The 22,376-nt window shown below is 48.2% G+C and carries 21 protein-coding genes; 12 read left to right on the top strand and 9 right to left on the bottom strand.

Translation table 11 applies throughout. The features are described from left to right. Nucleotides 1–13: 13 nt before the first annotated feature. Nucleotides 14–1,468: a MocR-like pyridoxine biosynthesis transcription factor PdxR gene (locus U9J37_RS16125; RefSeq protein WP_157607790.1), complete on the top strand. Its 1,455-nt coding sequence runs from the start codon at nt 14–16 to the stop codon at nt 1,466–1,468. Here U9J37_RS16125 and yjeH read toward each other — a convergent pair. Continuing rightward, nucleotides 1,465–2,730, bottom strand: a complete 1,266-nt coding sequence (yjeH, locus tag U9J37_RS16120; protein WP_005469706.1) for an L-methionine/branched-chain amino acid transporter — start codon at nt 2,728–2,730, stop codon at nt 1,465–1,467. The two genes, U9J37_RS16125 and yjeH, sit on opposite strands and share 4 nt — an antisense overlap. Before the next feature lie 196 nt (nt 2,731–2,926). Between yjeH and U9J37_RS16115 the strand changes: the two genes are divergently transcribed. The 6 genes from U9J37_RS16115 to yddG all read left to right on the top strand — a co-directional run bounded on the left by U9J37_RS16115 (nt 2,927) and on the right by yddG (nt 7,412). Continuing rightward, nucleotides 2,927–3,376 carry an Lrp/AsnC family transcriptional regulator gene (locus U9J37_RS16115; protein ID WP_038134973.1) on the top strand — a complete coding sequence of 150 codons (450 nt, stop codon included), beginning with the start codon at nt 2,927–2,929 and terminating at the stop codon, nt 3,374–3,376. Next, a complete protein-coding gene (locus U9J37_RS16110) occupies nt 3,366–4,289 on the top strand; it encodes a LysR family transcriptional regulator (RefSeq protein ID WP_005469803.1) in 924 nt (307 codons plus the stop codon). Before U9J37_RS16115 ends, U9J37_RS16110 begins: the two co-directional genes overlap by 11 nt. Nucleotides 4,290–4,377: 88 nt before the next feature. Next, nucleotides 4,378–4,992, top strand: coding sequence for a LysE family translocator (locus U9J37_RS16105; RefSeq protein WP_005469515.1), 615 nt, complete (start codon nt 4,378–4,380; stop codon nt 4,990–4,992). 45 nt (nt 4,993–5,037) lie between these two features. After that, nucleotides 5,038–6,033: a Gfo/Idh/MocA family protein gene (locus tag U9J37_RS16100; protein WP_005469502.1), complete on the top strand. Its 996-nt coding sequence runs from the start codon at nt 5,038–5,040 to the stop codon at nt 6,031–6,033. Nucleotides 6,034–6,044: 11 nt separating this feature from the next. Next, nucleotides 6,045–6,443 (top strand): OsmC family protein, encoded by a 399-nt coding sequence (locus U9J37_RS16095; RefSeq protein ID WP_005469796.1) that lies wholly within the window; start codon nt 6,045–6,047, stop codon nt 6,441–6,443. 63 nt (nt 6,444–6,506) lie between these two features. Next, complete coding sequence (yddG, locus tag U9J37_RS16090) at nt 6,507–7,412, top strand: aromatic amino acid DMT transporter YddG (RefSeq protein WP_005469883.1); 906 nt, start codon at nt 6,507–6,509, stop codon at nt 7,410–7,412. Here yddG and U9J37_RS16085 read toward each other — a convergent pair. After that, the gene (locus U9J37_RS16085; RefSeq protein ID WP_039477030.1) at nt 7,393–7,854 is read right to left on the bottom strand and encodes a L,D-transpeptidase family protein; all 462 of its coding nucleotides are present in this window, start codon (nt 7,852–7,854) and stop codon (nt 7,393–7,395) included. The two genes, yddG and U9J37_RS16085, sit on opposite strands and share 20 nt — an antisense overlap. Nucleotides 7,855–8,171: 317 nt before the next feature. On the opposite strand from U9J37_RS16085, the gene U9J37_RS16080 reads away from it, so the two are divergent. Further along, nucleotides 8,172–10,292, top strand: coding sequence for a sensor domain-containing diguanylate cyclase (locus tag U9J37_RS16080; protein WP_043886485.1), 2,121 nt, complete (start codon nt 8,172–8,174; stop codon nt 10,290–10,292). A gap of 57 nt (nt 10,293–10,349) precedes the next feature. Here U9J37_RS16080 and U9J37_RS16075 read toward each other — a convergent pair whose 3' ends face one another. Genes U9J37_RS16075 through U9J37_RS16050 form a run of 6 tightly spaced genes read right to left on the bottom strand, consistent with a single transcriptional unit; the run spans nt 10,350 to nt 17,133 of the window. Beyond that, nucleotides 10,350–11,981: a BatD family protein gene (locus U9J37_RS16075; protein ID WP_005469903.1), complete on the bottom strand. Its 1,632-nt coding sequence runs from the start codon at nt 11,979–11,981 to the stop codon at nt 10,350–10,352. A gap of 2 nt (nt 11,982–11,983) precedes the next feature. After that, entirely contained in the window at nt 11,984–13,822 is a 1,839-nt protein-coding gene (locus tag U9J37_RS16070) for a vWA domain-containing protein (protein WP_043886483.1), read from the bottom strand. Beyond that, nucleotides 13,815–14,783 (bottom strand): vWA domain-containing protein, encoded by a 969-nt coding sequence (locus U9J37_RS16065; protein ID WP_005469642.1) that lies wholly within the window; start codon nt 14,781–14,783, stop codon nt 13,815–13,817. Before U9J37_RS16065 ends, U9J37_RS16070 begins: the two co-directional genes overlap by 8 nt. Beyond that, the gene (locus U9J37_RS16060) at nt 14,784–15,248 is read right to left on the bottom strand and encodes a DUF4381 domain-containing protein (RefSeq protein ID WP_043886482.1); all 465 of its coding nucleotides are present in this window, start codon (nt 15,246–15,248) and stop codon (nt 14,784–14,786) included. Then, nucleotides 15,245–16,168 (bottom strand): DUF58 domain-containing protein, encoded by a 924-nt coding sequence (locus U9J37_RS16055; protein WP_005469570.1) that lies wholly within the window; start codon nt 16,166–16,168, stop codon nt 15,245–15,247. Before U9J37_RS16055 ends, U9J37_RS16060 begins: the two co-directional genes overlap by 4 nt. An 8-nt stretch (nt 16,169–16,176) precedes the next feature. Continuing rightward, a complete protein-coding gene (locus tag U9J37_RS16050; protein ID WP_005469765.1) occupies nt 16,177–17,133 on the bottom strand; it encodes an AAA family ATPase in 957 nt (318 codons plus the stop codon). Between the two features lie 378 nt (nt 17,134–17,511). Between U9J37_RS16050 and U9J37_RS16045 the strand changes: the two genes are divergently transcribed. The 4 genes from U9J37_RS16045 to U9J37_RS16030 all read left to right on the top strand — a co-directional run bounded on the left by U9J37_RS16045 (nt 17,512) and on the right by U9J37_RS16030 (nt 21,214). Continuing rightward, nucleotides 17,512–19,425 (top strand): methyl-accepting chemotaxis protein, encoded by a 1,914-nt coding sequence (locus tag U9J37_RS16045; protein ID WP_005469743.1) that lies wholly within the window; start codon nt 17,512–17,514, stop codon nt 19,423–19,425. Between the two features lie 91 nt (nt 19,426–19,516). After that, a complete protein-coding gene (locus U9J37_RS16040; RefSeq protein WP_005469882.1) occupies nt 19,517–19,717 on the top strand; it encodes a hypothetical protein in 201 nt (66 codons plus the stop codon). Between the two features lie 30 nt (nt 19,718–19,747). Then, nucleotides 19,748–19,897, top strand: coding sequence for a hypothetical protein (locus tag U9J37_RS16035; protein ID WP_005469480.1), 150 nt, complete (start codon nt 19,748–19,750; stop codon nt 19,895–19,897). Between the two features lie 102 nt (nt 19,898–19,999). Continuing rightward, nucleotides 20,000–21,214 (top strand): iron-containing alcohol dehydrogenase, encoded by a 1,215-nt coding sequence (locus tag U9J37_RS16030; RefSeq protein WP_005469669.1) that lies wholly within the window; start codon nt 20,000–20,002, stop codon nt 21,212–21,214. A 50-nt stretch (nt 21,215–21,264) separates the two neighbouring features. Here the strand turns inward: U9J37_RS16030 and pyrC are convergent, their stop codons facing one another. Then, nucleotides 21,265–22,293 (bottom strand): dihydroorotase, encoded by a 1,029-nt coding sequence (pyrC, locus tag U9J37_RS16025; RefSeq protein ID WP_005469605.1) that lies wholly within the window; start codon nt 22,291–22,293, stop codon nt 21,265–21,267. Between the last annotated feature and the right edge of the window lie 83 nt (nt 22,294–22,376).

The raw sequence follows: 22,376 nt of genomic DNA, 5'->3' as shown, positions 1-22,376 counted from the left end.
GATGGATCCAGTTTTGACGCCAATCGACAGTGGGGACTTAACCCTAAGTTGCAAAAATAGCCCATTGCAACAGCAGCTTTTTCAAGCCATTCGCAGTAAAGTCGTTAGCCATTTGTGGCCGCTTGGAGGCAAGCTGCCATCAACTAGAAAGCTGGCACTCGAGCTCTCTATAAGCCGTAATACGGTGATTGCCGCCTATGAACAACTCGTCGCAGAAGGCTATCTTGAAAGTCGCCCGGGGTCAGGGTTCTTTGTTGCTGTAGAGCTTCCGGAACACTACTTAAATGTGAAGGATAGGAGTCCCAAATCGCCCGCACCTTCTGCGTGCAGAGAGCGGCCATTGTTGAATCAACCATTCTCCCCTGGCATTCCTGATTTGGCGCAGTTTCCAATCGAAAAATGGCAGCGTTTCTTGCAGCGCCACTCGGGACGCTTGAGTTTACTTGGTTGCCAAGATGTGCAAGGGAGTATGACACTGCGCAGCGCGATTGCCGATTACTTAGCGACCAGTCGCAGCGTTTCGTGCTCGCCAAGCCAGATAGTGATTACCTCGGGCGCTCAACAGGCGTTGTACATTGCAAGTCGAGTTATTTTGCAATCGGGCGATGCGCTTTTAATGGAGCAGCCGGGTTATACGCAAATGAGTAAAATTCTCGATTTGAACCGAGTTCAGGTCGAGCCACTTTGCGTGCGTCAGCATCAAGGGTTTAACTTGCAGCAGGTCTTCTCTAGCCGTGCCAAAGCGCTCTATATCACTCCCAGTAATCAATACCCGATGGGAACAACGTTAAATACAGAGCAGCGTCTAGCGCTTATTCAATGGGCATTGGCAAGCAAGAGCTGGATTATTGAAGACGACTACGACAGTGAGTTTCAGTTTGCTCATCGTCCCTATACAAGTTTGCAAGGCCTTGCCAGTGATGTTGGAGGCGCGAACCGCGTTATTTACATCGGTTCCTTTAGTAAAGTGATGTTCAACGGACTGAGACTGGGCTATATGGTGGTCCCTGAATCGACGCTCGAGCAATGCCTAGTGGTCAAAGATGCAATGGGAGGTGATACGCCAACCCATACTCAAGAAGCGCTCGCAGATTTTATTCGTGAGGGCGATTTATTGCGCCACATTCGCAAGATGCGTCGTCTGTATCAACATAAGCATGCGCTGACTTGTCAGTCGATTCACCGCCATTTTTCTCCACAGGTTGAGGTGATCAGCCAAGCGGCAGGTTTGCACGTGACGCTTAGCTGGTTCTGCTCTGTGGACGAAGAGGAGTTTGTCTCGCAGGCTGCGGCAAATGGGCTAGTCATTCGCGCGCTCAGTTACTACGAAGACAGTGCGGTTAAGCAGGGAATAACCCGAGATTGGGGAGGTGTTGTGCTCGGGTTTGGTAACGTAGCGTTGGACGATATAGAGTCAAATATCGCCAAGTTAGCGCGAATATTTGACTCACTAATGGCGAAGGCTTAGTTCGGCTCGATTTGCGTCTCTTTTTTGCCAGAATACTTTTGCCACGGTAAAGAGAGCAGCCCGAATACGCACAAAGCGTAAAGCATGGACCAACCCAAACAAGCGAAGACGAGCACGCAAAGCATTAGCGAAACTGCAGCTAGCCAACGGCCAGCTCCTGTCAAAAGTTTGAACGCAGAGAGCATGGCCAGCAGATACACCAGAACGAAGATGCCATTAGCTAGCTTGAGGAAAAACTCCAAATCGAGTCCTGAGATTTCACCAATCACGCAGGAGATGAGCAGCACGACTGCAATCGCAATCGTCGCATTCGCTGGGACGCCACGAATGGAGAGTCTTGCCAGTGCACTATTTGGGCGATAATCCCTTGCTTGTGCCCAAACCATTCTCGACAAACTTTGTGTGTAAAGGTTGACGCTAGCGAAGCAGGCTGCGAATCCAAGTCCACTGATCAACAGTTTAAATTTCTCGCCAAACAGTTGCTCAGACAGCCAAGGTATCGAGGCGCTGTCAAAGCTCGCCGAACCATAGGCGTGGTATTTTAGAATCACGACCGAGCAAGCCCAGTACGTTGCGCCTGCGATAAAACACCCAATCAAGATCGCGATAGGGAAATCACGTTGTGGGTTTTTAAACTCTTCTCCCATATGCGCAAATGCTTCTATACCGACAAAGCACCAAAACATCACACCAAGCGCGGCGCCGATACTCCAGAGGGACTCTTGAGTAAGTTCTGGCATAACCATGTCTGATGTACCAATTGAACCTTGCCACCAAAAGCTCGCGATGAGAGCGAAAATACTCAGCGCGATGACCGTCTGTAACCTTCCAGAGGATTTGGTCCCCGCGAGGTTGACCGCGACAAGCAGGCCGACGGTGATAATTTGTGCCACAAGAGAGCTATTGATTGGCTGTGGCAGAAGCTGTTGTAAAAAACCGGCCGCCAAGGCAATCGCAGCGGGAACGCCAACAGGAATGACGCTAACAAACAACCAAGCGACGCTTTTTTCTAACCGCTTATTGAACGCTTGTCTGACAAAGTAGGCAGTGCCGCCTGCATTTGGGTAACGTTTTCCAAGTTGGGCAAACGTTAGGGCGATTGGGCAAATGGCGACAAACAGAATCAACCAAGCCCAGAGAGAAAAGTGGCCAGCAATACCCGCGGCGATGGCAGGCACCATAAATAGACCTGTGCCGAGTAACGTGGTTGAGAGTTGGCCTATGCCAGAGATTAAGGTGATATCCTTTCTGAGTTCGCTCATTGCATTGCTTCCTGTGCTAGTGGATTACAGCTTAATCAATTACTCGCATGATGACAGCCATCAATTCGTCGTAGATAAAAGTCAATGTGACGGAAATTCCTGTTAGATAAGTCAAATTGATCACTTTCCCCTGTCGGGCGTTTGTGTCACATTACTTTTAATCAACAGGATAAGTTGGGTAATGAGCTGGAAGAATATGGACAAATTTGATCATCAAATCATAGAGATACTAAAACGCAACGCGAGATCCTCCGTAAGTGATATTGCTCGTCAGGTCAATCTGTCGCGTTCGGCGGTGACGGCACGCATTGCTAAGCTGGAGCAGGAAAAGGTTATTTTGGGCTATCACGCTCAACTTGCAGATAAACAAAGCGACGCTCCTAAAATTCAAGCCTATTTGGCGCTTAAGTTCGATATGTCCTCGACGACTCAGTACTGCGAGACTTACGCAGAAAAGATCTACCAGATTGACGGGGTGAAGTGGTGTCATGCGATTAGTGGCGAGACTGACATGATGCTCTTTGTGGAAGTGCCAACTATGCAGCGGTTGAATCAAGTCCGTGATGAACTGCAAACCATCCCTGAGTTACGACATTTAATGACCCATACCGTCTTAACGGAGTTTTTCAATACCCATGGCCATTGACCAGATCAACCTAAACTTGCTTCGCTCATTGCAAGTGCTGTTAGATGAGTGCCATGTGAGTCGCGCCGCCGAGAAGCTCAATCTAACTCAATCGGCAGTAAGCCGACAGCTGTCCCAACTGAGAGAGCTGTGCGGTGATTCCCTATTGGTCCGTGATGGCAATCAGTTGATCCCGACACCCAAGGCGATGGCTATGAGAGGAAAGCTGGCTCAACTGCTGGGTGAGGTAGATCAACTGCTCAATGACAAACCGTTTGATCCTTTGCTGTGGCAACAAGAGTTTGTCATCTCCTCGAGTGACTACGTGGCGCAGTATATTCTGCCAAATATTGTCGCCCTCGGTGCAGAGCATGCGCCGAAGGTGAATTTGGCGTACCGTCTATGGCAGCCTGATTATCTTTCCAAAATGAATGAGCAAGGCATACATTTAGCATCGACCATGTTGCCTGAGCCGCCCAAACATCTAAGCAGTGTTCAAATTGGCGAAGATAAATCCCTTTGCTTGATGCGAAAAAACCACCCATTGGCGAGCATTGAATCGCTGAGCTGTGACCAGATAACGGCGTACTCACATCTCAAAGTGACGGGGGGAGGAGACAAAGACAGCCCTGCAGATATTGCCCTGAATGCATTGGGTTATCAGCGCAGAATTGCACTCAAAGTGCCGTTCTTTTCAGCTGCCATTAACGCCTTACTTGCGAGTGATTATTTGATGATTGTGCCTGAGCATATTGCGATTAATCTCTCACGTGAGTATCCACTTACTTACGCGACTCTCCCTTTTGATACTCAGGCACACCTGTATTGGCTGATGTGGCACCCCAAATATGACCTCGATAACGCGCATCAATGGATGAGAGAGCGGGTTCTCCATGTCATGCAAACATGCCCTTATTCGATAGGTATGATTTGAAATCATGATTGGTATGATTAATGACAATTTCAAATCATAGCCTGTGTCATTTACCTTGGCAAAAGGACACAACAATTAGGAAAAAAAGATGACTCTGACGGTTTGGCTTTCACTGTTTACTATTTGCCTATTAGGTGCGATGTCGCCTGGGCCAAGTCTGGCGCTCGTGGCGAAACACAGCTTGGCTGGAGGCCGTATGAATGGGCTCGCGGCGGCGTGGGCTCATGCGACAGGGATTGGTATCTATGCGTTTATTACCCTTATCGGCTTGGCTGTGGTGCTGCAGCAATCCCCACTATTGTTTAAGAGTATCAGTTACGCGGGCGCGGGCTACTTAGCCTACTTGGGATTCAATGCGCTGCGCTCGAAAGGTGGTGTTGCCGCTAAGCTGGAATCGGGTGAGCAAACTAGCCTTTGGCAGTCGGCGAGAGAAGGCTTCTTAATCTCACTGCTTAGCCCGAAGATTGCTCTTTTCTTTATCGCACTGTTTAGCCAGTTTGTTGCAGTCGGAGATGGCTATGTGGCAAAAACGGTGATCGTTGCAACACCTCTGGTGGTCGATGGTTTGTGGTATACCTTGATTACTTTTTTACTATCCAGCCCGAAAATAATTGATAGAATTCGTTCCAAAGCACAGTTGATCGACAGATTGTCTGGCGCGGTACTCATATTGCTTGCTATCCGAGTCGTGCTCACAGTCTAGATAACAACCATGCCCACGTTAGAGTGGGTAATCAGGGAGAAAATAATGATAAGACTTGCGGTCATTGGGACCAACTGGATCACAGACCAGTTTGTTGAAGCGGCGTTGAAATCGGGGGAGTATCAACTCGCAGGGGTATATTCGCGTTCACTTGAAAGTGCAGAAAAATTCGCGGAAAAGTATGACAACCCTGCGCTGTTTGATGATCTTGATGCGCTAGCGACATCACCTTTAATCGATGTTGTGTACATAGCGAGCCCCAATAGCCTTCATGGTCCACAAGCGATTCAAATGATGAAAGCGGGTAAGAACGTCATCGTTGAAAAACCGATGGCCTCAAGTTTTGCACTCGCACAGCAGATGTTTGAGGTGGCAAAAGAACACAATGTGATTCTGTTTGAAGCCTTTATGTCTTGTCATATGCCTAACTTTAAGCGTTTAAAAGACGCCCTTTCGGGAATCGGCAAGATTCGCAAAGGTTTGATCACCTATTGTCAGTATTCGTCGCGTTATCAAAAATACCTCGCGGGCGAAAATCCCAATACGTTCAATCCAGCGTTTGCCAACGGTTCCATCATGGATATTGGTTTCTACTGTTTGAGTTCGGCAGTTGAGCTGTTTGGTGAGCCCTTGGCAGTGCATGCGCAAGCGCACCTTTTGGAATCAGGAGTGGACGGCAGTGGCAGTGTCACTATGAGCTACGATGGCTTTGAAGTGGTCTTGCAACATTCGAAAATCAGTGATTCCTACTTACCGAGTGAAATACAAGGGGAAGAGGGGGCACTGTTGATTGATATGATCTCGACAGCGAAGAAGCTCACCAAATTCACTCGAGGCAGTGATTTAGGCGTGGATCTGAGCGTTAAGCAAGAGACCAACCCAATGTATTACGAAGCACAAGAGTTTGCTAGGCAGTTCAAGCAGAAATCAGCAGATGAAAAGTGCACGCAACGATCCTTGATTGTGGCAAAATTACTCGAGGAAATTCGCCGCCAAACCGGTGTGAAGTTCCCTACAGATACGATTAGCTCAACCAAATAAGAGAAAAACAGATGCAAGCTGAAGTGAAATGGATTGATGAGTTTAAGTTTTTAGGTCACTCCCAGTCGGGGCATTCCGTGGTAATGGATGGCAACGGCGGAGCGACCGCTCCAAGCCCAATGGAGATGGTATTGATGGCCGCTGGTGGTTGTAGCTCGGTAGACGTTGTCGATGGGCTCAAAGAAGCGGGCCAAGCTGTGACAGCATGTACTGCTAAATTGACCACAGAGCGTCGTGAAACGGCACCACGTATTTTTACTAAGGTGAATATTCATTTTGAAGTGTCTGGAGAGAGCCTAGATGCAGAGGTCGTCGCGAAAGTCGCTGCCGATTCTCTGGAAAAGTATTGTTCAGTGTGTTTGATGCTTGGCCAAGGTGTGGAGATGACACACAGTTGGGAAATCATCTAGTTTCACGCTCACCTCATAACTAGCCGAGCAATTTGCTCGGCTTTTTTGACGAAGATAATCACTATGTTTCAAACCCATAAATTTACTATCGCCGGTATTGCGGCCATTCTGCTTTGGAGCAGTGTGATGGGCGTTGCCCGTGCGGTAACGGAAATGCTTGGTCCTGTTGGCGGAGCCGCGTCGATTTACACCGTTGCTGCCCTGTTTCTTGTCGCGGTGATGGGCGTGCCCAAATGGCGCCAATATTCTCTGCGTTACGTGCTGCTCGGCGGCGGGCTTTTTGTCGCCTATGAAATGTGTTTAGCTCTGGCTTTGGCAATGGCGAATGATCGCCAACAAGCCATTGAAATGTTGGTGATTAATTACTTATGGCCAGCGTTAACCGTGCTTTTGGCGGTGTTGGTGAGTGGCAAGAAAACCAATCTATTGGTGTATCCAAGTGTGGCACTGGCGTTTGTTGGCGTCGCATGGAGTATTTCTGGCGATCAAGGGCTCTCTTTAACCCAAATCAGTGCCAACATTGCCACTAACCCGACGACCTACGCGATGGCGTTTATTGGCGCTTTCCTATGGGCAATCTACTGTAATTTGACCAAGCGAATTTCCAATGGGCAAAATGCTATCACGCTGTTTTTCATCATGACGGCGGTTTCTCTCTGGATCAAATACGCCCTAAGCGCAGAAACTGGAATGAATGTGACGTTAGAGTCAGGCAGCTTACTCTTGGTAGCTGGCGTGTTTATGGGCAGTGGTTATGCGTTATGGAACTACGCCATCATTGGTGGGAACATGGTGCTACTGGCGACGTTGTCGTATTTTACCCCTGTTTTATCGACCATTATTTCGTCGATTATTTTAGGGATTGCACTGTCGTCTAGTTTTCTACAGGGCGTCGTGATGGTGACCTTGGGGTCGTTGATGTGTTGGTGGGTGACACGAGATAAACCGATCACCAAACAATCTCGATAGGCGTGCCAATAGTCACTAGGCTGAGTAACTCGTCCATTTCTTGATTAGTAATGGCGATACAGCCATCCGTCCAGTCGAAGCTTTGCACATAATTGGCTGGACGACGCTCTCCGTTTTTCAAACCGTGTATCTTGATGTCTCCGCCTGGGTCGAGGTTGTGTACTCTTGCATACGTTCTATCCCGCAGGTTGGGGTAGCTAATATGGATCGACTTATAGTATTGCGAGTCTTCGATAACAAAATCGAGATAGTAGCGACCTTCTGGGGTTTTTTGATCGCCTTCCTGTCTCTTATGTCCTTTTGGTGATTGCCCCAGAGCGACTCTATACTCCCGCACCACCTCTTTGCCATCCATCAGGTACATTCGGCGTTTAGATTTATCCACTTTAACTAAGTCTACGCCTGCAATGGACACCGCTGAAAACAGAGTCAGTAAAGTCATCAACAATAGCTTTTTCAATGGTCTCTCCAGAGATATTGGGGGTGTACGCCCTTGGTACTTTTATTTTATACCGATCCAAACTTAGGGATGATTCTCTTTCTTCGAGGTCGTATCGGATAAACAAATTACATATTGCTCACTGATGTAAGTTTTGGAAATAAGATCATAAAAAATGTAAGTCGTATCATATCTCGTAAACTTGCTTCATATGAAATGCGAGGCACTTAACAATGGCCCCGAATAACATTTGATTGCACCTTGGTAACTGTTACTTTTTTAATCGAAAAAAGATAATAAAAAAGGTCCAGGCTAGGATTATGTTCCCACGAATGCTACTCAAAAACATCTTATCAGCTAGGAACCAAAGGTTTCTCGCTAATTCGTTGTTCCAGTATATCGATGAACTCTTGGGTGTAGAGCACATCGGTGTGTTCAGCGAACCGAAAGGCGGCAACTCCGCCGAGTTCCTTTACAAGAAAGGGGAACCCGCTGACTTGGAACTATACCCTAAAACCTTCTGGACTTGGGTATCGCAATTTGACACCTCTGATGGTCTTCTGCCTCTAAAAATGAACACGTGTCAATGGGCATACGAACAGCACATGTCATCTGAGAGCTATGTGTTTATGCTCGACAACCATCCTGAAATGCGTACCTACCTTATTGCCGAGAATGTGGATCCTCAGCGTATCAGCCAGTCGAATGAGAGCAATCAACTGGAGGCGCTACAGATTATCGCCGCGCGCTGGCAATGTGTTCGCGCGGAAACCGAAGCCGCGAAAGAGTTCAAACAGCGAGACATCAAAGAAGCCAAATATTTAGATGTCATCAAACAGCGCGAACTGTTCATTGAGAATATGAAACTTGTCCAACAAGTGGCGGTGGACATTTCTAATCCATCTAATCTTGATGAGTTATATCGAATGGCGGTTGAGTCAGTGCGAGATAAACTAGGGTTCGACCGCGCTGTGTTCATGCTGCTCGACATTAAAAAGCGCTGCTTTAGTGGGACTTACGGCACCGACGAGTTCGGTAACACAGCCAGTGAGCACCATACCCAATATGATTTGCATCAGCTTGAAGAAACCTACATTAACGCCTTGTTTGAAGGGAAAGAAAACCTAGTGATTGTTGACGGTGCGCCATTGTACACCGCTGGCAACGTGATTGGTCAGGGCTGGAACGGTATGCTTATCCTCCGTGATGGCGAAGAGATCATTGGTTGGATCGCGCTCGACAACTATATTAATCGTAATCCTATTACCTCCTATCAACGCCAGATGCTTGAGTCATTTGGCTCACTCCTTTCCCAGATTTATATTCGCAAACGTCAAGAACAAAATGTGCGCATGTTACACGCCAGTATGGTTGAGTTGTCGCGCTGCATGACAGTGAGCGAAGTATGTAAATCTGCGGTCACCTTTGCCATTAACCGCTTGGGTATCGATCGCTTTGCGGTATTTTTGACCGATAAAGAGTGTACCCACATGCAAGGTACTTGGGGGACCGATATTCAGGGTAATGTGGTGGACGAATCCTACTACCGTTCAGATACGGTCGAGCGCTCAATCGTGAATGCGGCTAAAGTTAACCCGAACGATGTGGTGTTTGAAGAGTCGGTTCCCATCTACCATGACTTCCATATCGTAGGTTTTGGTTGGACAGCGATGACGATGCTTGTCGACAATAGCGGGGAGCCTATTGCGTTTATCGCTGCAGACAACCTGATTAAACGAACCCCTCTGACGCACCAACTGCGAGAGGTCATTCGCATGTTTGCGTCCAACCTGACGGAAGTTCTGTTGCGCACTCGGGCTCAAGAAGAGATTCACCAGATGAACGAGAATCTAGAGCAAGAAGTGAAAGCGCGTACTCGCGACCTACAGAAAGCGAATGAACAGCTTGAAATGATGGCAAAGATGGATCCGTTGACGCGATTGGGTAACCGTCGCATGCTTGAAACGACGTTAGAAGAGTTGTGTTTGAGTTGCGAGGATGGGAGCCAACATTACGGTTTAATCCTGGTCGACATCGATCATTTTGGTTTGTACAACAATCATTACGGCCATATGCAAGGCGATATCGCATTGATGCGAATTGGCAATATTTTGCAGCATCACACTCAGTCAGAAAACGAAGTGTTTTGCCGAATTGGTGGCGAGGAATTTGCCTTGCTAGTGGTAAATCAATCCCCCGAACGTGTTGCCCATTTGGCGGAATGTATCCGAAAATGCATTGAGGATGAGCAAATTCCGCATCATCTCAATACGTGCAGCGAGTTTCTTACCGTCTCTGTGGGGTATGCGGTACTGGAGCTTAATCAAAGTGAGTTCAGTTTCGACCGTTTGTATGTCGAAGCGGATGACTCACTGTATCGGGCCAAAGAGCTAGGCAGAAATACGGTTAGTGGTAGTGTCAGTCTGATTGAAGTTGCGTAACTGAGCCCCGAGAATAGCAAGGCAGCCTCTGGATGGCTGCCTCTATTTTTCTCGTTATTACAACGATGCAAGTTCCGTACGAGCTGCTGGCTTTTTATTTTGTATTTTTTCCACCTTTTTGATGAGTTTTACAAGTTGACGGCTATCCCAGGTTGCGCTGCTTGACGAGTATTGGCTTTGGTTCATTGCCTCAAGCTCCAAATCGATTTGGCGTTTCAAATCGTCATCTTTGATTTGAATTTCTGACCACCAAAGATTGAAGCGGTAACCGACCTGAACCAAGTCTTGGGTTTTAATTGCATCCATCAATGAGTCGAGTCTCGATTGCGCTTTTGGCGAGGTGCCTTGAGCTTGGCGCGGTGCTCGTTTCAGCTTCAATAACCAAGCAAGAGTCATCAGCCAAAGAGAGGCAAACAGCGCTGCCGCGTGGGGCCAATAGCCTCGGTCAAAAATCGTCACTGTCTCTTGCGCCAATTGCGGTGTATTGAGTAAAACTGGTTCACCAGTATTGATTTGCTCTCCTGGACCAACATTTAGCGTGATACCTGGTATGTTTGCCGTTGCAGCGGCTTCTTTTTGGCTATCCCACCAGTTGAGTTGAATCGCGTTGAGATCAATGTTTCCTTGCTGCTGAGGGATCAACACCTGCTTGACTGTCATACGCGTGACGTCGTCACCCAAGGCGGAAAACTGCGGTTTTTCTTGATACACACGCACAGAGCTTGGGTAGTTGACCTTGATGTCGGGGAAGCGCTCGCTAGAAAGCCCCTGAATATCAAGGGTAATCTCGCGGCTAATGGAGTCTCCTACTTTAGTGTCTAGAGTTGTGGAGGTGAGTTCGTTGCCTTCACTGTCCATCCAACGTTGGGTCATTGATAGTTTGGATGCAGGCAACCAGTGCCCTTGAAAGCTCTCTGGGATCGCGTGGACCTTGAGAGTGAAGGTTTTTGGCTCAGTGTTTGCTGACACTAGTTTGGTGGTGCCGCTACGACTGTCGCCAACAATCACGCTACCTGCAAAGCCAATCCCAGAGAGAACGAAGTCGCCGGGCTTATCTGCGGTGATACGGTAGTTTTGATCCAGAACTGTCACCTCAACACCGTCTAAAACGCTTTGGTACTGATTCGGTTCCCCGATTGCGTCCAACGTTAACCCTTCGCCTTTTGGTGGAAGTACGCTCGGGTTTTGCAGCCTTCTTGGATCCGCTTTAATAATCAATCGCGTTTTGAGCAGAGCGCTCTCACTTGGATAGAGAGTTTGTTTATTGAGGGTGTTCTGCAGTTCGACAAGATCGCTAGCCTTAGGTGCTTCATTGTCCATATTTACTTCAATGGCGATGGGATCAGATTGCGCACCTTCGACTGAAAATGAAGGGATTTGGGTGATACCTAAGCGCTGAGCGGCGAGAGACACGTTCCACTCGCTCCTCGTTGTGCGGCTGCCGTTGATAATGTTGAGTGAGCTACCAAAACTTGGTCGACCGACGTAAAAGTCTTGTTCTAGTACGCTAAAGTCAATCTCATCAGAGTCGACTTTCTCGTCTACCACAATACGCAGTTGAAACACTTCGTTTTTAACCACTTTGTTTTTGCTGACAGTCACCCAAATGTTCGCGGCATACGACGGAGCGCTCACCAACGCGAGTAAGGTGACGAGTAAGCTGATAAAAATGCGTGTGTTGAGGTTCATCATTACCATTTCTTACCTGTTTGTTGTGGTGGTTGTTTTTGTTGTGCTTGTAGCAGCATTTGCGCTCGCAGCAAACGGCTGGGATCTCTTGCTGCTTCCACTTGCTGGAGTTTTCTCAGCTCGGGATCAATCGGTTGTTGGTTGTCTTGGCTGAGATCGGCAGCAAGAGCGTCAGACTCTGTTTGCGGGTCATTGGATGAGGGTTGTGCCTGCGATTGCTGGCTTTGCTCACTGTCCTCTTGTTGACCTTGTGACTTATCTTCTTGTTGACCGCTTGGCTTGCTTTGTTGCATGCCATCTTGGTCATCTTGCGCTTGCTCACCTTGTTGAGGTTGGTTTTTTTCCTCTTGTGTCGATTGCTGTTGTGGCTCATCTGTGTCAGAGGCTTGCTCAGGGTTCGACTGCTGCTCAGAAGGCGTTTGTTGACCTTCTTCCTGCTCTGAAGAGGAAAGGTTTTGCTGAGCATTTTGATTGTTTTGTTCAGGTGACTGGCTAGAATCGCCTTGCTGTTGCAGGCGCTCTTTTACTCGCTCTAAATTGGTGCGTGCGTCTTGATTATCGGGCTCTTGTTTTAGAACCGATTCGTAGAGGTCAATCGCATCTTGATAGTTTCCAAGTTGAGCCAAGGCATTTGCTCGGTTGTACATTGCCTGCGGGCTAGAGAGTGGCGCGAGGGTTTCTGCTGCGCCTTGGTAGTCGCCCGACTCATATTGGGCAATGCCTTTCCAATTCGGATCCTCAAACAAGTCTGCGGCTTGTTGGTATTGTTTGTTTTCGAAATGCTGCATTGCTTGCTGATCTTTGGTTAACCATGGGCTCGCTTGGGCTGACGGTGAGTGAGCAAGTGGCAGAACTGCCAGAGCAACCGCAAAGAAGACTCCTCGGCGAAACATCAATAACGCTGGAATAATCAGCAGCGGAATCAACCAAAATCCTTGATTGATTCTCTCTTCAATCATTTGATCGCTTTTGGTTGCACTTGTTTCATCGACTTGGGATGTGGAGCGAGCAATTTGCAACACATCATTGTTGGTAACTTGCACGGGAACAAATTGACCACCCGTCTCGAAAGCCAGCGTTTGCATATTGGTAAAGTTGGATTTCGCAACAACAGGTTGGCCGTTGTCTAGCGTCATTAGGCTGCCATTGTCCAGTTTGATTGGCGCGCCTGCACGAGACCCTATGCCCAGTATCGATAGGTGCCAGTTTGAGTTGCTCAGCAGGGATTCGATGGTGTTTCTCTCGGTATCATCAATATCGTCAGTAACCAATACGATATGACCAGTCGCGAGGCCAGTATTTTGCATCATCTCGATGGCGAGCTTTATGCCACTGGCAGCATTCGCGCCGGGGTAGGGCATAAGTTCAGGTGATAAGTTAGGCACCAAGTTGGCGATGGTGTTGGCATCACTAGTCATTGGGCTGACCATATAGGCGTCGCCTGCATAAGCGACCAAACCCGTGCTCCCTTCTTGCCAGTGAGAGAGTAGATCGGTCACTTTGTAGCGTGCTTGAGTGAGTCGGTTGGGTTTAATGTCGGTAGCGTACATAGACATCGACATATCCATCACGACGACACGGGCACTGGTGTTGGCAAAGCTGGGACGCTCAAGGGCGTGAAAACTAGGGCCGGACAGCGCTACTATTGCAACCACCCCACTCAATGCGATGAGTGCGAATCGGCGACGATTGAGCGTTGCGCCTTGAACTCCCATCGCTTTTGCTAGGTGGGGGGCGATTAAGGTTTGCGTTCGCGCTCTACTCTTTAGCCAGAATATGATGGCGAACCATGGTAGCAATGCGATTAACCACATCGGGTTAAGGAGAACGAAATTAGACATGATTTCTCCTCAATAAGATCAGGAAAACAAAGCCAAGCAAGGCAATGCTCAGCGGCAGCGGAAACCACTCTTTTTGTGGACGCCAAGTTTGTGTTGCCTGAGAAATTGGCTCCAAACTGTTGATGGTGTCGTAAATTGTCGCGAGCTCTTTGGCGTCACGGGCTCTGAAGTATTGCCCGCCAGTCACTTGCGCAATGTCCATCAGTGTTCTTTCGTCAAGGTCTTGGGCGGTGTTGACTTTGCGGGTCATAAAAAACTCTTTCACGACCATTTCTCCAGCGCCCACGCCGATGGTGTAGATCGTAGCGTTGTATTTTTTGGCGATCTTGGCGGCTTCTAGCGGATCCAGCACGCCTGACGTATTGCTCCCATCGCTAAGCAACACCATTACGCGTTGGGGCGCATCGCTATCGACAAAGGTTTTGGTGGCAAGACCAATACCCTCACCGATGGCCGTTTTTTCCCCAATTAAGCGCAATACCAACTGATTGACCTGCTCGGCAATGGTCTTTCTATCGAGAGTCAGAGGGGTTTGCAAATAGGCGTGATCGGCAAACAAGACCAATCCCAAGCGATCTCCCTCTCGTTTGCTTGCGAAGTCACTTACGACCTTTTTTACCGCGGTGAGGCGATCGACGTAGTCACCATCATCAAGCATATCTTCCTTGCTCATGGAGTAAGAAAGATCGAGGACCAACATCAAATCTCGATGCTTCGGTTGAGTGGTGACAGGCTCTCCATACCAGACGGGTCTTGCCATTGCCGCAAGCAGGGCAACCCAAACAATGGCGGCGATGATTTTTGCCAGCCCATTTTTCGGCGCGTTTCCTTGCCCATGACTAGGGACGTACGGCAGATAAATGGGTGATTGATGTTTAGCCGCTGGCGCAAAGTAGTAAATGACCAGTGGCAAAGGCAGTAGCAATAAGCTCCACCACCAAACAAGATCAAAACTTGCCAACTATGTTCTCCTTCTTTTCGGTGGTAGCGCTTGCTCTACCCAATCTTTGCAATCTTGGATCAGTTCATCGCCATTAGAGATCGGCTGCTTGCTGTACAGCGCCTGCTGCCATTGTGTTTGATTGAGCGTAAAGCGCGGTGCTTTGAGTTGACTGTCTAAAAACTCATACCAAGTTGGTCCGGTTAACTGGGCGATCTCTTCACGAGGGTAGTAACAAAGTGCCGCTTGCCTAACGAGTTCAATCGCTTCTGATGGTTTAGTTCCTTGAGTTAACAGTCGCAAAGCCGTTTTCTTGGGAGCAAGGCGTTTTTTGTTCCAACGCAGCAGTAGCCACATAACGAGCAAGCATAAAAGGACTGCTGCAAAAACTGCCCACCATCCCCATGCGAGTGGAAACCAAGCTGGGGCCTCTGGTAAATGCAGAGGTTGGAGTGAGAGTGGTGAGGCTTGAGTATCTGTACTCATGATTGAAATCCATGTAGCTGGTGAATAAGCGCAGTGTCGCTAGAGAGCGTCGAAAAACTCATGCCCAAGCGATGGGCAAGGAGCTTGAGTTGCTGCTGCTGTTGATTGAAGGCAGACTCAATACCTTGGCGCGTTTTCTTTGATGAAAAGTCGAGCCAACGTGTTGTGTGTCTGTCTGATACTTGTTCTGTGCCACGAAAAGCCGTAATGCCTTGTTCAAGCGGATCACAGATTTGAATCAGACGAACCCGATTATGCTGACCCAAACGGCGAAGCAGGTTTTGATCTTCTTCACTGAGTCGAATGAAGTCGCTTAACAGGACAATCTCACTGCCTTTCGGACACATGCGCGCCAAGGCTTGAAGCCCTTTGGCCATGTTTTCGTCAGCGCTGCTGGGGTCGGTAAGTTGAGCTTGATGATGCGTCACTAGGGCTTGGGCAATCGCCAATGCTCCTTTATTGCGCGATGTCGGTTTTAGCTCAATAAGCTGGTTTCCCAAATCCAACAATGCGCCAACCCTATCTTGTGCAGAGACACTCAGCCAAGCGATTAGGCTCGCCATGTGCGCCATCTGGACCGATTTGAGCATTAACTGAGAACCAAATACCATACTTGCACTTAAATCAAGGTAGAGCACTATTGGCTTTTCTCGTTCTTCGCTAAACAGCTTGGTGTGAGGTTTTCCGGTGCGAGCGGTTACTCGCCAATCAATCGCGCGGATGTCATCACCACTTTGGTATTGGCGAACCTCACTAAAATCCATGCCTCGACCAAGTTGTCGGCTCTGGTGTTGACCAAGCATCTGTGACCACAGACTTTTGGCGGGGGGCAACCATTGGACACATTGCTGCTTGTAGTAAAGCAACTCATCCAAGTTGAGGTTAACGCCATCACTGTAAGGCGCGAGTTCTGGTGTCATACTCACCTCTATGCGCTGCCGACTAACGATAAGATCTTGTTGATGACTTGATTCGGGTGTATCCCTTCCGCTTGTGCTTGGTAACTGAGTAGAAGACGATGGCGCAAGACAGGGAATGCCATCGCTTGGACATCTTCAGGGGAGACGAAATCACGTCCGTTTAACCAAGCGTGAGCACGAGCGCAGCGGTCTAAGGCGATGGTCGCGCGCGGGCTGACACCCATTTCAAGCCATTGGCTCAATGTATCGTCGTACTGCGACGGTTTGCGAGTCGCCATAACCAAGCGAATGATGTATTGCTCAATCGTGTCAGCCATATGAATATTCAGCACCTCTTGGCGCGCAGCAAAAATATCCTCTTGGCTCAATCTTGGTGGTTTAGCGCTACTGTCACCTTTCGCTTCGCCTCGATTGAGGCGCAATATAGCTAATTCACTTTCTGCGTCTGGGTAGTCGACATCAAGGTGAATCAAAAAGCGATCCAACTGAGCTTCAGGAAGTGGGTAGGTGCCTTCTTGCTCGATCGGGTTTTGAGTTGCCATCACCAAAAACAGCGCTGGCAAGGTGTAGGTTTTGCGCCCAGCAGTGATCTGTTTTTCTGCCATCGCTTCGAGCATGGCCGCTTGCACTTTTGCTGGAGCACGGTTGATCTCATCAGCCAGAATGAGCGAATTGAAGATCGGACCCGCTTGAAAGGTGAACTCGCCAGTTTCCGGGCGATAAATGTCGGTGCCTGTTAGGTCGGCGGGGAGGAGGTCAGGGGTAAATTGAATACGGTGAAAATCCCCTTCAATACAGTCGGCGAGTGATTTTACTGCGCGAGTTTTGGCTAAGCCAGGAGGCCCTTCAACTAAGATGTGGCCATCTGCCAACAGTGCGACCAACAATTGCTCGACCAATTCACTTTGACCAATAACTTGGCTGTTTAAGTACTCTCTTAGCTGTAAAAGTGCCTGTGATTGCATTCCATTTTCTCCTCATTTTTTCACTTAGTGATTTGCAACTTAGAAAAGTTCCGTCCCTTAAGGTGTTTTTACCTCACTTGGCGATAAAAGCATCAATAAGAACAAGCCATGTCGATAAAGCCTTATCGGTCAGCAGGTTAAGATATGGGGCTAAAATCTAGAGAAACAATATTTCATTAGTGAAATCACAAATCTCAAACTAGATAGCAAAGTTTTGCAGGAAAAATGTCCGGTTAACTACAAATTAGTAAAGGAATGTGTCAAAACGTCGATATACTTAGAAGATTGGACAGGCCTCACGTAGGGAGAGCATCGGCGAATGTCGTCAGTGTGAAGGCCAAACATTTACAACCATTGCTTTCAGAAGGCAGAGAACCAATGAAATTTAACTCCATTAGTATCAAGCAAAAGGTCGTTGCAGGGATTACCTTCGCTGTACTAGCGTCCACCATTATTGTTGGTGTTATGGCGCAACGACAAGCGCGAAGCGTTCTTGAACATCGTCTTATCGACATCGAACTCCCGTCAATGCTTGAGCAAATCAACGCGCAGATCGACCGCGAAGTGATGCAGCTTTTGCTAGCGGCAGAACAAGTCGCGAACAACGAATTTATTAAGCAAGCGGTCAATACCACCTCCATTGATGCGCAAACCGAAGCCTTGTTGGTGAAAGAGCTTAATAACGTACGTAGTCAATATCAGTTGAATGATGCGTCTGTCGCGAACCGAAACACCGCATACTATTGGAATCAAAACGGCTTCTTACGCCAACTAAACCAACAACAAGATGGTTGGTTCTTTGGCTTTACGCAGTCAGGTAAGCCGACGTCGGTCAGCATTTTCCAAGAGGCGAATGGCGATGTGAAAATGTTCGCCAATTTCCAGCTAACCAATGGGTTGACCATGTCCGGCTTGTCGAAATCAATGGACGATATGGTCTCTTTGCTAAACGGCTTTAAGATTGAGAAAACTGGTTATGTCTTTTTGACAGACGCAGAAGGTAACGTTCAAATCCACCGTGACAGCAGCAAAGCAAAATCTTCTCTGTCTCAGTTGTTTGGTCGTGAGTCGGCAGATCTATTAGGCAAATCAGGTTTTAACCTCATCGAGGCAGACTCAGATGGACAGCGCGTGTTCGTTGCTAGCACTTACATTCCTTCAATGAACTGGTTTGTTGTTGGTGTTGTGCCTGTTGATGAGGTATTCGCCGATCTAAACAGTGTTGCTAAGCAAATGATGGTAACCACGGTTGTGGTAGCTGGTTTGTTTATCTTTATGGGTATCTTCCTTGCCAACAGCATTGCGAGCCCAATTCGAGCGATTGCAGAACGTTTCAGTGACCTAGGAAAAGGTGACGGTGATTTATCTCAGCGTATCGAAGTGAAAGGCAGCGATGAAATTGGCCAGCTTTCGGAAGGGTTCAACGGCTTTATCGAGAAGATTCACGAATCGATGAAAGAAGTGGCATCGACCAGTGGTGCGCTTCAGTCGGCTGCGGATGGGGTATCTAGCAAAGCCCACACTACGCACAACAACAGTCAGATGCAGCGCGATCAAACTATCCAAGTAGTGACAGCGATTAACCAAATGGGCGCAACGATCAGCGAGATAGCATCGAATGCCGCGACCGCTGCTGAAACGGCTTCACAAGCATCAGACAACACTCAAGTCGGTCAAGATGTGGTCAACAAAGCCAAAGATGCCATCAGTCGACTTGCTTCCGACATTGAGAGTACTGGCCAAGTTGTAGAACAGTTAGCGTCTACCACGCAGGATATTGGCTCGATCCTAGACGTAATTCGTGACATTTCAGAGCAAACCAACCTGCTTGCACTTAACGCGGCCATCGAGGCTGCACGTGCTGGTGAGCAAGGTCGAGGCTTTGCGGTGGTTGCGGATGAGGTTCGTAACCTTGCTAGCCGCACCGCAGACTCTACCGAAGAAATTCAGAAGATGATTAACCAGCTGCAAAGCGACGCAAAAGATGCGGTAACCGCGATGGAAGCAGGTAAAGCGGTAACGGGTGAGGGCGTTTCCTCTTCCGATGAAGCGGTGGAAGTATTGATCTCTATTTCTGAGCGTATTCATGATATTTCAGATCGAAACACGCAAGTGGCAACGGCGACCGAAGAGCAGTCAACGGTTGTTCACACTATCAACCAAAATATCGAAGAGATTAATGCAATCAACGAAGTGACCACGGGCACGGCAGAAGAACTGGCGGCAGCAAGTGCGGAGCTGAAAGATCTCTCGATGCGTCTTGATCGTATGGTTGGCAGTTTTAAACTGTAAACTGCACGCCAAGCTAGAAAAAATGGGGCTAAGTGGGTTACACTTAGCCCCATTATTTTTAGGTAAGTTTGAAATATAGGGTCGTTGAATCATGAGTGATTTCGAGAAAGAACTAGAGCAAATGTCTCAAGAAATGGGTGACCAGCCAGAAGTCGCGCTGCCAACAATTGACGAGCAAAAGGCGATTGCAGCAGAGCTAAAACAGCTTGAGGCAGAAGGCAAACTCACTCCAGAAGTACTTGAACAGTACTTTGGTAAGTTTTACGCGAAGAACGACAGACCTGTTCATTAATTCGTCGTGATTGCATTTCGAAAGCCGCCAATGGCGGCTTTTATTATTTGGACGACAGAAATGTTTATTGTTTATCGATTGATTAAGTTAGCCGTGATTTGTGCGGTCTTTTTTACCCTTTATGATCTTATCGCTTTCGGTGAAATTACTTGGGTAAGTCGGCTCATTGCCCAGTTTTAGGCTTGCGTACAAACTATCGACAAAAGTTTTGCTTCAAGACTAGAGATAACTCTTTGTAAAGACTAGGCTATCAGTATATCCCTCATCACAAAGAGACAGATAATGGAACAAAAGCTCTATTACTGGCTACATCGAGCCTACATGTTGGGTCTAAAAGTGGCAGCCAAAGTGCTTCCCATCTCCAAGCCGACCCTTTTCTTGGGCAAAGAAGCGCTTAAACAGCTTTGCCACAGTGTCTCTATCATGGACATCAAAAAAGTGCTGATTGTGACAGACAAGGGGATCGTAAAACTCGGCTTAGCGAAAAAGCTCGCGTTTGAGTTTGAACGTGTCGGGGTGCACTGCGATATCTATGATGGGGTTGAGCCTGACCCGACATACAATCACGTGGAAGCCGGGCTGTCTCTGTATCGAAAGCATCGATGTCAAGCTGTTGTGGCGCTTGGTGGCGGCTCTCCAATCGACTGCGCGAAGGTGATTGCTGCTTGTGCAACCAACCATAAACCGATTCGACGCTTGGTCGGTTTGCTCAAGGTATGGAAGGCACCTGCTCCAATCTTCGTCATTCCAACAACGGCAGGCACAGGCTCAGAAGTGACCGTTGCTGCCGTGGTGTCTAATCCTGATACTCACCAAAAAACACCCATCATGGACCCGAAACTTGTGCCAATTGCAGCAGCTCTGGACCCAAGTTTGATGCTCGCTTTACCTGCGCATATCACTGCGCAAACGGGGATGGATGCATTAACCCACGCTATTGAGTCTTATCTTTCAGGCAATGCTACTCAAGAAACCGATCGCTACGCGTTAGCGGCTATTACCTTGATTGATGAAAACCTCGAAAAAGCGGTCAAGTTTGGCCAAAACGCGACAGCTAGGCAGAACATGGCGCTGGCTTCTTACTATGCGGGTCTCGCGTTTACCAAAGCCAGTCTTGGGTATGTTCACGCGATTGCTCACACGCTCGGGGCGAAATACGGTATTCCTCATGGGTTAGCAAATGCGGTTGTATTGCCGCACGTACTCGCGTTTTCTCAGTGCGCGGCAAAAGAAAGAATGGCGAAGTTGGCCGATACGTTGGCGTTGACCGACAGCCATGTCTCAGACTCGTTAAAGGCGCAAGCGCTGGTTGACTATGTTAAGCGTTTGCAGAAGCAGCTAGATCTGCCGTCAAGTTTTGACCAAATCTTGCAAGAGCATGTTACGGAATTGGCGAAGCAATCTTTACATGAGGCTAGGTGGAATTACCCTGTGCCCAAGTATATGCAGCAAGAAGAATGTGAGCAGTTGATTTTGGCGGTCGCCGTAAATAAATAAAAGCCCCAAGCATGGCTAAGGGGCTTTCAACTATTTACAAGATTGGTTTTCTATTTAACGGTCCAACCGATGGTTTCGCCTGCGCGAATCGGTACAACGATATCATTGCCAAATGGCATAGATTCAGCCACTGGCCATTCTTGTTTAGTAAGCGTTACGGTATCTGTGTTGCGAGGCACGCCGTAGAAATCAGGGCCATTATGGCTAGCAAACGCTTCAAGATTCTCAAGTTTACCTTCCAACTCGAACACTTCTGCGTAAAGTTCTAACGCTGCATGCGCCGTGTAAGAACCCGCACAGCCACAAGCCGCTTCTTTCATGCCTTTCGCATGTGGCGCTGAATCTGTACCAAGGAAGAACTTTTTGCTGCCGCTCGTTGCGGCTTCAACTAGTGCTTTTTGGTGAGTATTGCGTTTTAGAATAGGGAGGCAGTAAAAGTGTGGCTTGATTCCGCCAACCAGCATGTGGTTGCGGTTGAACAGCAGGTGATGAGCGGTGATCGTTGCTGCCACGTTGTCGTTCGCGTTTTTCACAAACGTTGCCGCATCTGCGGTCGTGATGTGCTCTAAGACAATTTTTAGATTTGGGAAATCATTGACGATAGGCGCTAAAACCGTATCAAGGAACTCTTTTTCACGGTCAAAAATGTCTACATCATGGTGAGTCACTTCACCGTGTACCAGCAGCAGCATGCCGACTTCTTGCATTGCTTCTAGCACGTGGTAGATGTTTTTCGCGTTCGTCACACCAGAGTCTGAGTTGGTTGTTGCCCCCGCAGGGTAGAGCTTAGCCGCAACAACAGGACCGGATTCTTTCGCTTTGCGAATTTCGTCTGGCGTTGTGTTATCCGTTAAGTAGAGCGCCATAAGAGGCTCAAACTGCGCACTTGGTTTTTCTGCCATGATACGTTCACGGTACGCAAGCGCCATTTCAGTGTTGGTCACAGGTGGGACAGTGTTTGGCATGATTAGCGCGCGGCCATTGTAGCGGCTAATATCTCGCACGGTATCCTTTAGAACGTCGCCATCACGAAGATGAACATGCCAGTCGTCAGGACGTGTGATCGTAAGTGTTGTCATTATTGCTCCCACCATTAGTAAGTTGTCTGATTGGAGCCCAAGCCAGCGAAAACTGTGAAAGCAAACGCTTACGCTTAGGCGAC

Source organism: Vibrio sp. 16 (assembly GCF_963681195.1).
Lineage (GTDB): Bacteria > Pseudomonadota > Gammaproteobacteria > Enterobacterales > Vibrionaceae > Vibrio > Vibrio sinaloensis_D.
The sequence above is the reverse complement of the archived record's forward strand: the minus strand, read 5'-3'. Positions and strand labels throughout refer to the sequence as shown.

What these genes read in the sequence shown, in the direction of transcription:
- U9J37_RS16045 (WP_005469743.1), top strand. Translation starts at nt 17,512, where the DNA reads ATGAAATTTAACTCCATTAGTATCAAGCAAAAGGTCGTTGCAGGGATT.
- U9J37_RS16075 (WP_005469903.1), bottom strand. Translation starts at nt 11,981, where the DNA reads ATGAACCTCAACACACGCATTTTTATCAGCTTACTCGTCACCTTACTC.
- pyrC (WP_005469605.1), bottom strand. Translation starts at nt 22,293, where the DNA reads ATGACAACACTTACGATCACACGTCCTGACGACTGGCATGTTCATCTT.
- U9J37_RS16035 (WP_005469480.1), top strand. Translation starts at nt 19,748, where the DNA reads ATGGCGGCTTTTATTATTTGGACGACAGAAATGTTTATTGTTTATCGA.
- U9J37_RS16105 (WP_005469515.1), top strand. Translation starts at nt 4,378, where the DNA reads ATGACTCTGACGGTTTGGCTTTCACTGTTTACTATTTGCCTATTAGGT.
- yddG (WP_005469883.1), top strand. Translation starts at nt 6,507, where the DNA reads ATGTTTCAAACCCATAAATTTACTATCGCCGGTATTGCGGCCATTCTG.
- U9J37_RS16030 (WP_005469669.1), top strand. Translation starts at nt 20,000, where the DNA reads ATGGAACAAAAGCTCTATTACTGGCTACATCGAGCCTACATGTTGGGT.
- U9J37_RS16100 (WP_005469502.1), top strand. Translation starts at nt 5,038, where the DNA reads ATGATAAGACTTGCGGTCATTGGGACCAACTGGATCACAGACCAGTTT.
- U9J37_RS16085 (WP_039477030.1), bottom strand. Translation starts at nt 7,854, where the DNA reads ATGACTTTACTGACTCTGTTTTCAGCGGTGTCCATTGCAGGCGTAGAC.
- U9J37_RS16055 (WP_005469570.1), bottom strand. Translation starts at nt 16,168, where the DNA reads ATGACACCAGAACTCGCGCCTTACAGTGATGGCGTTAACCTCAACTTG.
- U9J37_RS16110 (WP_005469803.1), top strand. Translation starts at nt 3,366, where the DNA reads ATGGCCATTGACCAGATCAACCTAAACTTGCTTCGCTCATTGCAAGTG.
- U9J37_RS16060 (WP_043886482.1), bottom strand. Translation starts at nt 15,248, where the DNA reads ATGAGTACAGATACTCAAGCCTCACCACTCTCACTCCAACCTCTGCAT.
- U9J37_RS16070 (WP_043886483.1), bottom strand. Translation starts at nt 13,822, where the DNA reads ATGTCTAATTTCGTTCTCCTTAACCCGATGTGGTTAATCGCATTGCTA.
- U9J37_RS16115 (WP_038134973.1), top strand. Translation starts at nt 2,927, where the DNA reads ATGGACAAATTTGATCATCAAATCATAGAGATACTAAAACGCAACGCG.
- yjeH (WP_005469706.1), bottom strand. Translation starts at nt 2,730, where the DNA reads ATGAGCGAACTCAGAAAGGATATCACCTTAATCTCTGGCATAGGCCAA.
- U9J37_RS16095 (WP_005469796.1), top strand. Translation starts at nt 6,045, where the DNA reads ATGCAAGCTGAAGTGAAATGGATTGATGAGTTTAAGTTTTTAGGTCAC.
- U9J37_RS16050 (WP_005469765.1), bottom strand. Translation starts at nt 17,133, where the DNA reads ATGCAATCACAGGCACTTTTACAGCTAAGAGAGTACTTAAACAGCCAA.
- U9J37_RS16040 (WP_005469882.1), top strand. Translation starts at nt 19,517, where the DNA reads ATGAGTGATTTCGAGAAAGAACTAGAGCAAATGTCTCAAGAAATGGGT.
- U9J37_RS16080 (WP_043886485.1), top strand. Translation starts at nt 8,172, where the DNA reads ATGTTCCCACGAATGCTACTCAAAAACATCTTATCAGCTAGGAACCAA.